Raw genomic sequence first — 12,476 nt, 5'->3', positions numbered from 1 at the left:
CCCAGGATCCCTCGAGCCAACAGGACGGAATACCATCGCCATCGGCATAATTACCGTTCACCACCAAATTCGTGGACGCCGGCGGCGGACCAGCAACCCCGGTGTCGAGGGTTATGGTGTTGACCTGCGTGAGCCCTGGGGTCCCCGGGTTGGCCAACCATTCGTCGTCCTGAAGGTGTGCCTGGACACGATAGGTTCCCGACGGAAGCGAGTAGGTCCGTGTCTGGCCGCTTGGAATGGGCGTCGTATGGTCCCCGTCCCAGGTCACCGCGATGGTTCCCCCTGAAGGAACCGTGAAAGTACTCTGGAAGGTGCCGTCGGTGGCCGTGCCGATAGCAGGTACGCGGGCCACGCCCAAGTTGATCTTGTCCTCGTGGTTGTTTGCGTACTGATCGGAGAAGTCCGTGGGGGCGCCCTGGTCTTTGTCTGCGTAAAGCCACCATTCCACTTGGCGGACTCCGGCCGTGGGACCGGTCGCGCCAGGGGTGTCCTGGACGGTGGCGCTCAGCTGCATCGTGTCGCCCGCTGAATATGAACTGCCGGCCGCCGGTGCTGTGAGGCTGCCTGTCGGGAGGGCAGCGTGAGCCGGAGCCGGAACCAAAACCAGGAACGCCGCAACCATACTGGAAGTGGCGAGAATGGCGGCCGCCCGTGAGCGGTGAGCTGACTTCATGCGGTTTCCACCTCCACGGGAACGGCGGAGCTGGCACGCACCCCGGCAGCATTCGTTGGCTGTGCGCGGTAGATAAACCGCGATGCAAAAAGGAACCGCAGCAGGAAAGCTGCAGCTAACGTCATCGCCTGGGCGAGGACCTCAGAAATAACGAGCACTTCGACGAGGAACATGAGCACCGGGACCCGGGCCAGAGCTTCAACGTTGTTGAAGGCGAAGTTGGCGGAGAACCGGTGCCAAAAGGGACGGCTGTGGCGCCTGTCCGCGAAAACCAGGTGTTCCTGCATGAGGAAATTACTCAGGATGGTCAACTCCGCCGCGACGGCCGCTGCCAGCAAGTAGTGAACTTCAAAGCCGAGCAGCAAGGCCATGATGGCGAGGTTCAGTACTGTTCCGCACGCCCCGACGGCCGCAAACCGGGACATGCGTGCCGTCGCGACAACGGCCAGAGCCCTGCGGCCAAGGACGGCGATCCGAGAGGGCACGGGGCCGGGATCAGCGTCGTGAAATAAAGAAGTGGCCATGGTCACCGTGGTCCTGAGCTCGAAGTGCTGCCGGGCGTTGTGGTGCCACCAAGCTAGGCATCGAGTGGATGGATTACCCCGGGTGCGGACGCACCCATGCGGGATATGGCCGGTTCAATGTGGACGTTGCGGGAATTGCGGGAAATCCGGGATGCAGGTTCAAGCGGCAGCATCCGGACAGAACCCGGGGAGGTCATGGCAAGTTATACGGCGGGCCCGTCAGGTGAAGTGACGTCCTCTCGCAGCGTTGCCGCTGTGGTAATCCGCACCCGCCAAGACACACCGGACAGGCAGACTTCCGTGCCTGTCCACAAATAAAATGTGGCCGCGCTTTCTACAGTCGCGGCAGAACCGGGCCCCTACGGGGCAGCAGCGAAGAACAGCTCCGCCACGGAAGCCAGCCGCAGCGGGTCCTCCACGCCGCACAGCTCCCGTGCGGAGTGCATGGACAGCAGCGCCACCCCCACGTCCACGGTCCGGATGCCCAGGCGCGTGGCGGTCAGGGGACCGATGGTGGAACCGCAGGGAATGGCGTTGTTGGACACGAACTCCTGGTAGGGCACGCCGGCTTCCCCGCACAGCCGTGCCCACAGCGCCGCGCCGGGCGCGTCCGTGGCGTAGCGTTGGTTCGCGTTAATCTTCAGCAGCGGCCCGCCGTTCAGGACGGGGTGGTTGGCGGGGTCATGCCGCTCGGCGTAGTTCGGGTGCACCGCGTGCCCGGCGTCGGCCGAGACGCAGAACGACGCCGCCAGCGCCTGCCGCCGCTGGCTCACCGTGGCGCCCAGGCCGTCGGAGATCCGCACCAGCACGTCCTCCAGGATGGGGCCGCAGGCGCCGGAGCGCGAGTTGGACCCGATTTCCTCGTGGTCGAAGGCGGCCAGCACGGCGATCGGCGCGTCCTCAGGCAGGGACGAGCCCGCGTGCGCGATCAGCGCAGAAAGCCCAGCATGCGTGGAGGAAAGGTTGTCCAGCCGCCCCGACGCGAAGAACTCCCCGGACCCCCCGAAAACCGCAGGCGCCTGCGTGTCCGCAATGACGACGTCGTACCCTCCAATGCCGGCGGGATCCACGGTGGCGCCGTCCACGGACGCGGCCAGGACCGCCAGCACGTCGAAGTCGGCGGGGTTTCCCAGCCCCCACACCGGGTTCATGTGCCGCTGCTTGTCCAGCGTCAGCCCGTCGTTCACGGCGCGGTCCAAATGGATGGCCAGCTGCGGGAACCGCAGCAGCGGTCCGGTGGCGGCCAGGTGCTCGGTGCCGTCCCGCATCACCAGCCGGCCGGCCAGCTGCAGCTCGCGGTCCAGCCACGAGTTCAGCAGCGGACCGCCGTACACCTCCACGCCCGCCTGGAGCCAGCCGTAGGCGCCGGTGGTGGGCTTGGGCTTGAGCTTGAACGACGGCGAATCCGTGTGGGCCCCTAAAATGTGGAACCCGGTGGTGGGGCCGGCGTTCTCCGGAACCACCCAGGCAATGAGCGCACCGTCCCGGATGATGAAGAACGAACCGGGGCCGCCGTCCCAGGGCTCCAGCTCATCCAGCCGGACAAAGCCCGCCTCCTCCAGCCGCCGTCCCGCTTCGTGTGCCGCGTGGAAGCTCGACGGCGATGCGCTGACGTAAGCGCCAAGGTCCTGGATGTGGTCTGCGGCTGTGGCGTGGATAGGCATGCTCCCGAGTCTAGAGGGTGACGTTGAGTCCCGCCGTGTAGCCTGCCGCCGCCGAGCCGGTCATCGTGGCCAACTGGTAGATGCCGCCGTCGTCGCCGAAGACGTTGTCCGACTGCAGGGTGGTGCGTCTCACGTTGGCGATGCTCTTCTCGTATCCGGCCGTGGCGTACACGTCGTCGCAGGCGGCCTGGGTGAGCGCAATCTGCGAAACCGCCAGCACCTGGCCCGCCGCCGTCGCGTTGTTCATCGACTCGAACACCTCGAAATGGATGTGCGGCCAGCGCCCGGAGTAGGCTCCCGGGAAGATGGAGGTGAAGGTGACCTGGCCGTTGGCGTCGGCTTCCTGGACCCCGCGCAGGTAGTTCTCGTTGTTGAGGCTCGAATCGTACATCGAGTACTTCCCGTCCCTGTCGCAGTGCCACGCGTACACGGCGGCGCCGGCCATGGGAGTGCAGCCGTTGGCGTTGTCCAGCAGGGTCAGGGTGAAGGTCAGGGGCACGCCCTCCGCCGTGGCCGAGGCTGTCCCGAAGCTGGAGCTGATGTCCTTGCGGACCACCCCGGACGCCTCGAGGACGTTGGGCCCATTGGAGCCGTCCCCCGGATACGGTCCTGCGGTTTCCTGCGGGATCTCCACACCGCATTCGGCAATGGCGCGGGTGAGGGTGGGCGTCGGAGTGGCGCTGGCGGAAGCGGACGCGGAAGAAGAGGCAGGGGCGGAGGCGGCAGTCGTGGACGCGGTCGACGCCGGCTGGCTGGCCGAGCCGGTACCGCCTGGTGTGCAGGCGGCCAGGGCAGCCGCGGCGCCGCCGGCGCCCAGGACCAGGCCCAACGACCGCCGGCTCAGCATGGTGGACAGGTCGAACTCCAGGCCTCGGTCGTGGTCCGGGTGCGGCTGGTGTCCCTCGGGACCGGACTCGTGCTGCGGGTGCGTACTCATGCATACATCAAAGGGTCTGACCCTATGTCCTGCATAGGGCCTTCCTGTGAACCGGCTGTCAGTAATCCGGGTTGCTGGGCACCACCAGGCCGGTCTCGTAGGCGTACACCACCGCCTGCACCCTGTCCCGGAGGTGCAGCTTGGTCAGGATGCGGCGCACGTGGGTCTTCACCGTGGCTTCGGACAGGAAGTACCGGTGGGCTATCTCGGCGTTGGACAGCCCCTCGGCCATCGCCTCCAGCATCTCTGTCTCCCGCGGCGTCAGGTCAGCCAGCAGCGGATCCGGTGCTGGGGCCGCCGGGGCGGGGGTTGCCGCACCCCGGACGTAGGTCTCGAGCAGCCGCTGCGTGACCCTCGGCGCCACCACGGCGTCCCCGCTGGCCACCACGCGGACGGCGTGGATGAGTTCCGACGGCGCCACGTCCTTGAGCAGGAACGCGGACGCTCCCGCCTGGAGGCCGGCGAACGCGTACTCGTCCACGTCGAACGTGGTGAGGATGATGATGCGCGCCGGCGAACCGTCTGCCGTGATGGCCCGGGTGGCCTCGATGCCGTCCAGGACCGGCATCCGGACGTCCATGAGCACCACATCGGGGCTGAGGTCCCGCACCTTCTCCACGGCCTCCGCGCCGTCGGACGCCTCACCGACGATCCGCAGGTCTTCCTCACCCTCCAGGATCAGGCGGAATCCCATCCGCAGCAGCGGCTGGTCATCCACCAGCAGGACGGTGATCGGTGATGCTTCGCTCATGTTTTGCCTTGCAGTTGGTCGAGTGCGGGAAGCGGTTTGGGGCGGTCCTCTGCCGGGCAGGTCAGCACCGCGCGGACGCGCCAGCCGCGGCCTCCCGGGCCGGCGCTGACGGTCCCGGCGTAAATGCGGGCCCGTTCGGCCATGCCCGCAAGGCCCTGCCCCGTGCCAAACGGGACGCCCGCACCGGACCCGGCATCGGCTGCGGTACCTCCGTCGTCGGCGCGGTGTGCGCCCCCGGCCGCACCGTCGTCGTGCACGTCAATGGTCACCGTCCCGCCCGCGCGCGTAATGTCCACATCAACACGGCTCAGGGAACGTCCGTAGCGGAGCACGTTGGTCAGCGATTCCTGCACGATCCGGTACACCGTGAGCTGGAAGGCCGCGTCGGCAGGCAGCGCGGGCCCGGTGTGCGAGTAATGCAGCGGAAGGCCGGCGGTCCGGAACCCTTCGAGCAGCTTGGCCAGGCTGTCCCCGGACGCCAGCGGAAGCCGGGGCGCGGAGGTTGAGGCGTCGTCACGGAGCACGCCGAGGACCCGCCGCATGTCCGCCAGCGCCGCCCGGCCGGTGCGCGAAAGCTCCCCCAGCACCTCCCCGGCGCGTTCGGGGCTTTTCCGGACCACGACGCCGGCACCATCGGAGAGGCTGATCATCACCGTCAGCGAGTGGGCCACGACGTCGTGCATTTCCCGGGCGATCCGGTTGCGTTCGTTCACGGAGGCCAGCCGGGCGGTGCGCGCCGCCCATGCCGCCACCTCCTGTTCGTGTTCGCGGCGCTGCTTCACGCCGATGCCGATGCCCGTGGCAATGACGTTGGACAGGGCGATGGTGGCACCGGTGGCGATGCTGGTGAGCAGGTGGAAGTCCGCCGGGTTGGCGCCGGTGTCCTGCACCAGGGAGTTCTCCATGGGCCCGACCGCGGCGAGCAGGTACAGCAGGGACAGCGGCGCCGTGGCGGCGGCCATGGTGATGAGCGCGAACCGCCTGGTGTGCACCACGGCCACGGAGTACAGCGAGAACCACAGCCCGGTGGAGGCGTTGGAGCCCCAGGGGTGCAGCAACGTGACGGCAACCTCCACCACGGCCACGTACGCCACCAGCCCCACGGGCTGGAAGCGCCGCAGGAACAGTGCGGCCGCCACGGACCCGAGCAGGGCTGCGACAAGCCATGTGCCGGACACCAGCGCATCCACCGCCGTGGGCGCCACCAGCAGGACATAGGCCAGCACCACGACGCCGTCCATGACGCGCGGATGCTGGTGGAGGTAGCGCCGGATCCTGCCCCGCCGCCGCTCCGTAAGTTCGGCAAAGGACGCGTCGGCCTGTCCGGCCGGCGCGTCCCTTGCAGTCGGGGCTTCGCTCATCCTGGGGCGGTGGTCAGACGTCGCGTTCCTTGAGCACGATCACGGCCGGCACCAGGAACAGCAGCACGTATCCGAGGAACAGCAGGCCGCCCTGCCAGGGGTCGATGTAAGCGTCAATTTCGCCGATGGCCAGGAAGCGTCCGCCTGCCTCGCTCGGAATGTACTGCGGCACGTACTTCCAGAAGTCACCCGGGATCAGCGAGGCGAATCCCGCCGCGATGGGGATGACGAAGAAGATGCCCACCAGCACGGTGATGGCTCCTGCGGAGTTCCGCAGCAGCGTCCCCAGCGACAGGCCGATCAGGGCCACTCCGGCAACGTACAGGCCGCCGGTGAAGACGCTGTAGACGACGCCGTCCGTGGACCAGGACAGGTCCACGCCGAGGCCCTGGAACATCGGCAGCGAGAGCAGGAAGGTGACGGCTCCGGCCACCGTGGTGATCACATAGGAGACCACCGCGAGGATGATCGCCTTGGCCACGAACGCCGGCGTGCGCCGGGGCACCGCGCTCATGGTGGAGTGGATCATGCCGGTGGCGTACTCGGAGGCCATGAAGAGCACTGCCAGGGCGCCGAAGATCAGGATGCCGATCTGCAGCCCGGCGTTGGGCAGGTTGTACAGGTCCAGGCCGGAACCCGGCGGCATGGACTGCTCCAGCATGTCGGAGGAAGGCTCCACGCCCTGTGCGCGGGCGCTGGCGGCCATGGAATCGAGGATGTTGTAACGCACGAAGGCGGTCAGGACGCCGACGCCGATAATGGCCGCGAACGTCAGGAGCAGGAGGATCCGGGTGGACAGCAGGGAGAAGAGCTTGATCCACTCTGACCGGAGCACGCCGCCAAAGCTGAGGTTGTGGCGGGTAGCGGCGCTGGAACGGGCGGGGGCCGCGGGGGATTGGGTCTGGGTGCTCATGGTCCTTACTTTCCTGCCGTCGCCGGGGCTGCCGCGGGCTGTGCGCCGGCCGGGCCGCCGGTCAGGTGCGAGTGGTATTCCACTTCGTCCTTGGTGAGGTCGAAGTAGGCGTCCTCCAGGGACGAGAGCTGCGGCGTGAGCTCGTACACCAGCACCTCGTTGTCCAGGGCAACCTGGGCGATCTGCCGCGGATCCAGGCCGGTGACGGTCAGCGTTTCGGGCTCGCTCTGGTCCACGGTCACGCCGTTGCCGGCCAGCAGCGACTGCAGGAACGGTGCATCACCCGTGCGCACCAGGGTCTTGGCCTGCCGGGTGCCTGCGATGATGTCCTTCACGGGTGCGTCGGCAATGATCCGGCCGCGGCCAATGACGATCAGGTGGTCGGCGGTCTGGGCCATTTCGCTCATCAGGTGGGAGGACAGGAACACCGTCTTTCCCTGGTTGGCGAGGTACCGTACCAGGTTGCGCACCCACAGCACGCCCTCGGGATCCAGGCCGTTGACCGGCTCGTCGAGGATGAGGGTCTGCGGATCACCCAGGAGGGCGGCGGCGATGCCCAGCCGCTGGCCCATGCCGAGCGAGAATCCGCCGGCCTTCTTCCTGGCCACGGCTTCCAGGCCTGTCATGTCGATGACCTCGTGGACCCGCGACTTGGGAATGCCGTGTGTCGCAGCCATGGCCAGCAGGTGGTTGTAGGCGCTGCGGCTGGTGTGCACAGCCTTGGCATCAAGGAGGGCGCCCACCTCGTGCAGGGGCGCCCGGTGTTCGGCGTAGGGCCGTCCGTTGACGGTGACCGAGCCCGACGTCGGCCGGTCCAGTCCCATGATCATGCGCATGGTGGTGGACTTGCCGGCGCCGTTCGGCCCCAGGAAGCCCGTAACCTGTCCGGCCCGGACGGTGAAGCTGACCCCGGCCACGGCGGTTTTGCCGCCGTAGACCTTGGCCAGGTCTCTTGCCTCAATCATGGATGTTCCTTTGATCGGCAGCGCTGGGCTGCGGAATGCGTTCAGGGACGTGGTACTCCCTACGCTACCGACGCCGGCGGCTGTTTTCGCCGGTCTCAGGGATGATTCAGGGCTGAATCAGGGTAGTCCCGGCGGATGACCGTTCCGGCCCTAGCCAAGGGGCGTGTAGTAGACCAGGGCGCGGGGAACCACTCGGTAGTGCACCTTGCGGACTCCCGCCAGGGCCTCGCCGTCCACTGCCAGCGCCATGGGGGAACCGCCGGCGTCGATGCTGACCTCCGTCACCTCACGCAGGTGGGTGATGCTGGAACTGGCCACGGTGCCGGTGAGGACCGCCCACAGCAGCCGCAGCCGGGCAAACGATTCGTCCGCAGAGAAGATCCTGAAGTCCAGCACGCCGTCATCGAGCACCGGACGCAGCAGGGGTGCGTGGTCCCTCGGGTAGTAGCGGCCGCGGCCCACATAGGCGATCCACACCCTGCGCCGGACACCGTCCACGGTGAGGGTGATGGGCGTCCCGGCGGCGAAGGTCCTGAACATGGCCACCACCCCCGCCAGCGGTTTGCCCAGTGCGGGTTGCAGGTGTTCGCGGCGCCGGACCAGGTTGGGGTACAGGCCGATGCTCGAGGTGTTCAGCATGATCAGCTCGGAGACTGCGGGGGACCCTGCGAGGCCGCGTTCGGCCGTCACGAATCCGATGTCCGCCTTGGCCGCGGCGCCGTTGGTGGCGGCGGCCACGGCGTCCGCAAGGCTTCCGGTACCGGCGTCACGGGCGAAGTGGTTGAGGGTGCCGCCGGGAAGGACCAGCAGCGGAAGTGACCGCTCGACGGCGGCGGCGGCCGCGGCGCCCACGGTCCCGTCTCCGCCCCACACACCCAGGGCCTTGGTCCCGGGATGCTCCGCCGTTTCGGTGATCTGTTGCTTCAGGTCCTCCCCGGGGTCCACCGTATTGATATACGCCTTGGGGAATACATCCCGGAGTGCCGATGCTGTCTCTTCGGTGAAAGAGCCGCCCAGGGTGTTCACCACGATGCTCAGGCCTTCACCCCCGGGAAGCCCGGGAGCGAGTGCCGCCGTGCGCCGGGTAATCGGGATGGGCGGGCGCACGGGCCACCAGTGCCGCGTGACGAGCGCGGCACCTGCGCCCAATGCGGAACCGAACAGGACATCGGAGGGCCAGTGCGCACCCGTGTGGACCCTTGAATACGCCACCCCGGCTGCAACCGGGGCAAGGGCAGCCCCGATGGCCGGGCGCACCAAGCCCACGCCCACGGCAAAAGCCACGGCCGACGCCGAGTGCCCGGACGGCATCGACGAACTGGTCGGTTGCGGGTGGACGAAGCGGAAAACCGGCAGGTGCTCCGGCAGCGGGCGGGCACGGGGCAGGAGGGTCTTGAAGACACCGTTGGTCACGGCGGAGGCAACAGCCTGCGCGATGAGTCCGTGGACAGCGGCCCTGCGGGTCTTGCCCGGAAAGGCAGCCATGCCGACAGCCACGGCAATCCAGAGCTTCCCGTGGTTGGCGGACGCCGAGAGCCGGCGGAAGAAGTCATCGTGGTTTCCGCCGGGAAGGCTTGAAACATGTTGGACGAGGTACTTGTCCAGCCGGTCGATCCATCGATGGCTGCCGCGCCACTTGCTCTGCATGTGCCTACCCTACCGCCGGGGCCGTCCCGGCCCGCCGCTATTCCTTCCGAAGCGGCCGGGCTGCGCCGGCCAGCAGGAGGGCCACGACAATCGGCGCCAGGATGGCCAGCAGGGCCTGGTGGATCCCTACCAGGTCGCCCAGGTACCCCAGCAGGGGAGGGCCCGCCAGGAACGATACATACCCCAGCGTGGATACAACGGACACACGGGCCGCCGCGCGGTGCGGATCGTCTGCCGCCGCGGACATGCCCATGGGGAAGGCGAGGGCGGCGCCGATTCCCCACAGAGCGGCGCCTGCCGCGGCAATCCAGGCATTGCCGGCCAGCACGAACAGCCCGAGCCCCACCGCTGCTGCCGCCATGCTGGCCCGCAGTACCGCCACCCTGCCGTACGCGTCGATAACGCGGCCGCCCAGGAAGCGCATGGCTGTCATGGCAAGCACGAACAGCGCGAACATCAGGGCGCCCGTGGAATCTGCCGTTCCCAGGCCGTCCACCGAGGCTTTGGCGATCCAGTCGTTGCCGGCGCCCTCGGTGAGTGTCGCCCCCAGGACCACCACTCCGATGAGCAGGGTCCTGCTGTCGCGCCAGGCCGACGGGCCCTTGGCCGGCTTGGCCCCACCCTCGGGCGGGACGGACGCAACGTGCGGCAGGAAATAGCGGGGTGCCACCAGGGTGGCCACCAGCACCACGCCGGCGATGGCCAGCAGGTGTGCCGGAAGTCCCACGCCCAGGTTGGACAGTCCGGCCCCCACCAGCGCACCAATGAACGCGCCGCCGCTGAAGGCCGCATGGAACTGGGGCATGATGGTTCGGCGCAGCCGGTGTTCCACGTCCGCCCCTTCGATGTTCTGCGAGACGTCCCACAGCCCGATGGCGATCCCGAAGAAGAACAGGGAAACCGCTGTGCCCGCGATGGAGGCTGCGGACAGCGAGAGGGCGATGCCCACACCGGCTGCTGCTGCCAGCACGCCGCCGAACCGGACGGCGTTGGCCGTCCCGATTCGCCCTACCACGAGCCCTGCGGTGGGCAGCGCCAGCAGCGAACCGACAGCGGTGCACAGGAGCAGGGTTCCCATTTGCCCGGACGTGATGCTCAGAATCTCCGTGACGGCCGGAATGCGGGCGGCCCAGCTGGCAAACACCAGTCCGTTAATGCCGAAGACCACGAAGGTTGCCGCGGCGGCCGCCGTTACTCCCGCAGTCCTGGCCGTGCCGGTATTGGTACTCATGCGTTCACTGCTTCCACTGGTGTTGTTCAGGTTCCCGGCGCCAGGGCGGGATCTCCGTTAGTACTTCTACCCGCTTCGATCCGCCGTCAACGGTTCAACGCGCGCGTTCAACCCGTTTTTCGTCCCAGACCGGCTCGGCGGACTCGTACACCTTGCCGTCAGCTCCGAAGACGAGGAACCGGTCGAAGGTCCGCGCGAACCAGCGGTCGTGGGTGACGGCCAGGACGGTCCCTTCGAAGTGGTCGATGGCCCGTTCGAGCGCCTCCGCCGAATGCAGGTCCAGGTTGTCAGTGGGTTCGTCGAGGAGCAGCAGGGTGGCACCGGACAGCTGCAGGAGGAGGATCTGGAAGCGGGCCTGCTGGCCGCCGGACAACGATTCGTATTTCTGCTCGGACTGGCCGGCCAGTCCGTAGCCGTCCAGCGCACCGGCTGCCGCTTCGCGGCCCAGCCCGGAACGGTGTTCATCGCCCCGGTGCAGGATTTCAAGCAGCGTCTTGCCCAGCAGGTCGGGGCGGACGTGGGTCTGGGCGAAGAACCCGGGCCGGATGCGTGCGCCGAGCTTCACGGTTCCCTCGTGCGGCACCTCGGCGATCTCGACGTCGGAGACAGGCAGGTGTTCCCGTTCCGGGTCGGTGCCTCCTGTGGCCAGCAGCCGCAGGAAGTGGGATTTGCCGGACCCGTTGGAGCCCAGCACACCCACACGGTCGCCGAACCACACTTCGGTGGAGAACGGCTTCATGAGCCCGGTGAGTTCCAGCCGTTCCGCCACCACGGCGCGTTTTCCGGTGCGGCCTCCTTTGAGGCGCATCTGCACGTTCTGCTCCACGGGCAGTGCTTCGGGCGGGCCGGCCTCGAGGAACTTGGCCAGCCGGGTCTGTGCAGCGTGGTAGCGGTTGGCCATGTCGGAGCGGAAGGCGGCCTTGTTCTTGTACATGTTGACGAGTTCCTTGAGCTTGGCATGCTCCTCGTCCCAGCGCTTCCGCAGTTCCTCGAACCGTGCGTTCCGGTCGGCCCGGGCCTCCACGTAGGATTCGAACCCGCCGCCGTGAATCCAGGCGCCGGCACCGTTGATCCCGGGTTCCAGGGTGACGATGCGTCCGGCCGCGTTGTTCAGCAGTTCCCGGTCGTGGCTGATGAAGAACACCGTTTTGCGGGACTCGTTGAGTTTGTCCTCCAACCAGCGCTTGCCCGGGACGTCCAGATAGTTGTCCGGCTCGTCGAGCAGCAGCAGTTCATCCGGTCCGGCGAACAGCGCCTCCAGGACCAGGCGCTTCTGTTCGCCACCGGAAAGGCTCGACGCCGGGCGGTGCTGGGCGCGGTCGAACGGCAGTCCCAGCGCGGCCATGCAGACTTCGTCCCAGACGGTCTCCACGTCGTACCCGCCGGCGTCGCCCCAGTCCACGATTGCCTGCGCGTAGCGCATCTGGGCTGGTTCGTCGTCGTCCTCCATCATGGCCAGCTCTGCCTCGTCCACCTCACGGGCCGCGGCCGCCAGGGCCGGCGGAGCTGCTGAGACCAGCAGGTCCCGGACAGTGGAATCATCCCGGACCTGCCCTACGAACTGGCGCATGATGCCCATGTTCCCGGACCGTCCCACCACTCCCTCATCCGGAACCAGGTCGCCGGCGATGATCCGGAACAAGGTGGTCTTTCCGGTGCCATTGGGTCCGATCAAGGCCGTTTTAGTGCCGTCCGGGACCTTGAAGGTCACGCCGTTGAGCAGCTGCGTGCCGTCGGAGAGGAAATAGTCGATGCCGGATACGTCAATATGGGCCACGGGCTCCATCTTCCCACGCCCGGTCCCGGGCAC

Annotated in this window: 11 protein-coding genes; all 11 read right to left on the bottom strand. The window is 67.8% G+C overall.

Translation table 11 applies throughout. The features are described 5' to 3' along the window. On the bottom strand, positions 1 to 514 hold a 514-nt coding region (locus AS031_RS19010), incomplete at its 3' end, for a hypothetical protein (RefSeq protein ID WP_141688871.1). 155 nt (positions 515 to 669) lie between these two features. Next, complete coding sequence (locus tag AS031_RS19005) at positions 670 to 1,158, bottom strand: GtrA family protein (RefSeq protein WP_228379681.1); 489 nt, start codon at positions 1,156 to 1,158, stop codon at positions 670 to 672. A gap of 398 nt (positions 1,159 to 1,556) precedes the next feature. Next, a complete protein-coding gene (locus tag AS031_RS19000; protein ID WP_058269730.1) occupies positions 1,557 to 2,861 on the bottom strand; it encodes a M18 family aminopeptidase in 1,305 nt (434 codons plus the stop codon). 10 nt (positions 2,862 to 2,871) lie between these two features. After that, complete coding sequence (locus tag AS031_RS18995) at positions 2,872 to 3,798, bottom strand: intradiol ring-cleavage dioxygenase (RefSeq protein WP_058269729.1); 927 nt, start codon at positions 3,796 to 3,798, stop codon at positions 2,872 to 2,874. A 58-nt stretch (positions 3,799 to 3,856) separates the two neighbouring features. Next, positions 3,857 to 4,549 carry a response regulator gene (locus tag AS031_RS18990; protein WP_058269728.1) on the bottom strand — a complete coding sequence of 231 codons (693 nt, stop codon included), beginning with the start codon at positions 4,547 to 4,549 and terminating at the stop codon, positions 3,857 to 3,859. Further along, the gene (locus AS031_RS18985; RefSeq protein WP_058269727.1) at positions 4,546 to 5,910 is read right to left on the bottom strand and encodes a sensor histidine kinase; all 1,365 of its coding nucleotides are present in this window, start codon (positions 5,908 to 5,910) and stop codon (positions 4,546 to 4,548) included. Before AS031_RS18985 ends, AS031_RS18990 begins: the two co-directional genes overlap by 4 nt. Positions 5,911 to 5,923: 13 nt before the next feature. After that, positions 5,924 to 6,823 (bottom strand): ABC transporter permease, encoded by a 900-nt coding sequence (locus AS031_RS18980; protein ID WP_058269726.1) that lies wholly within the window; start codon positions 6,821 to 6,823, stop codon positions 5,924 to 5,926. A 5-nt stretch (positions 6,824 to 6,828) separates the two neighbouring features. Next, complete coding sequence (locus AS031_RS18975; RefSeq protein WP_058269725.1) at positions 6,829 to 7,788, bottom strand: ABC transporter ATP-binding protein; 960 nt, start codon at positions 7,786 to 7,788, stop codon at positions 6,829 to 6,831. Between the two features lie 150 nt (positions 7,789 to 7,938). After that, on the bottom strand, positions 7,939 to 9,435 hold the full coding sequence (locus tag AS031_RS18970; RefSeq protein ID WP_058269724.1) for a bifunctional phosphatase PAP2/diacylglycerol kinase family protein: 1,497 nt from the start codon (positions 9,433 to 9,435) through the stop codon (positions 7,939 to 7,941). Positions 9,436 to 9,472: 37 nt separating this feature from the next. Continuing rightward, a complete protein-coding gene (locus AS031_RS18965) occupies positions 9,473 to 10,666 on the bottom strand; it encodes an MFS transporter (protein ID WP_058269723.1) in 1,194 nt (397 codons plus the stop codon). Between the two features lie 94 nt (positions 10,667 to 10,760). Beyond that, positions 10,761 to 12,443: an ABC-F family ATP-binding cassette domain-containing protein gene (locus AS031_RS18960; RefSeq protein WP_058269722.1), complete on the bottom strand. Its 1,683-nt coding sequence runs from the start codon at positions 12,441 to 12,443 to the stop codon at positions 10,761 to 10,763. Between the last annotated feature and the right edge of the window lie 33 nt (positions 12,444 to 12,476).

It is taken from the genome of Pseudarthrobacter enclensis, from assembly GCF_001457025.1.
Lineage (GTDB): Bacteria > Actinomycetota > Actinomycetes > Actinomycetales > Micrococcaceae > Arthrobacter > Arthrobacter enclensis.
The sequence above is the reverse complement of the archived record's forward strand: the minus strand, read 5'-3'. Positions and strand labels throughout refer to the sequence as shown.

Bases quoted from the DNA above. Each gene is read 5' to 3' on its own strand.
- AS031_RS19000 (WP_058269730.1), bottom strand. From the start codon at position 2,861: ATGCCTATCCACGCCACAGCCGCAGACCACATCCAGGACCTTGGCGCT.
- AS031_RS18995 (WP_058269729.1), bottom strand. From the start codon at position 3,798: ATGAGTACGCACCCGCAGCACGAGTCCGGTCCCGAGGGACACCAGCCG.
- AS031_RS18990 (WP_058269728.1), bottom strand. From the start codon at position 4,549: ATGAGCGAAGCATCACCGATCACCGTCCTGCTGGTGGATGACCAGCCG.
- AS031_RS18985 (WP_058269727.1), bottom strand. From the start codon at position 5,910: ATGAGCGAAGCCCCGACTGCAAGGGACGCGCCGGCCGGACAGGCCGAC.
- AS031_RS18980 (WP_058269726.1), bottom strand. From the start codon at position 6,823: ATGAGCACCCAGACCCAATCCCCCGCGGCCCCCGCCCGTTCCAGCGCC.
- AS031_RS18975 (WP_058269725.1), bottom strand. From the start codon at position 7,788: ATGATTGAGGCAAGAGACCTGGCCAAGGTCTACGGCGGCAAAACCGCC.
- AS031_RS18970 (WP_058269724.1), bottom strand. From the start codon at position 9,435: ATGCAGAGCAAGTGGCGCGGCAGCCATCGATGGATCGACCGGCTGGAC.
- AS031_RS18965 (WP_058269723.1), bottom strand. From the start codon at position 10,666: ATGAGTACCAATACCGGCACGGCCAGGACTGCGGGAGTAACGGCGGCC.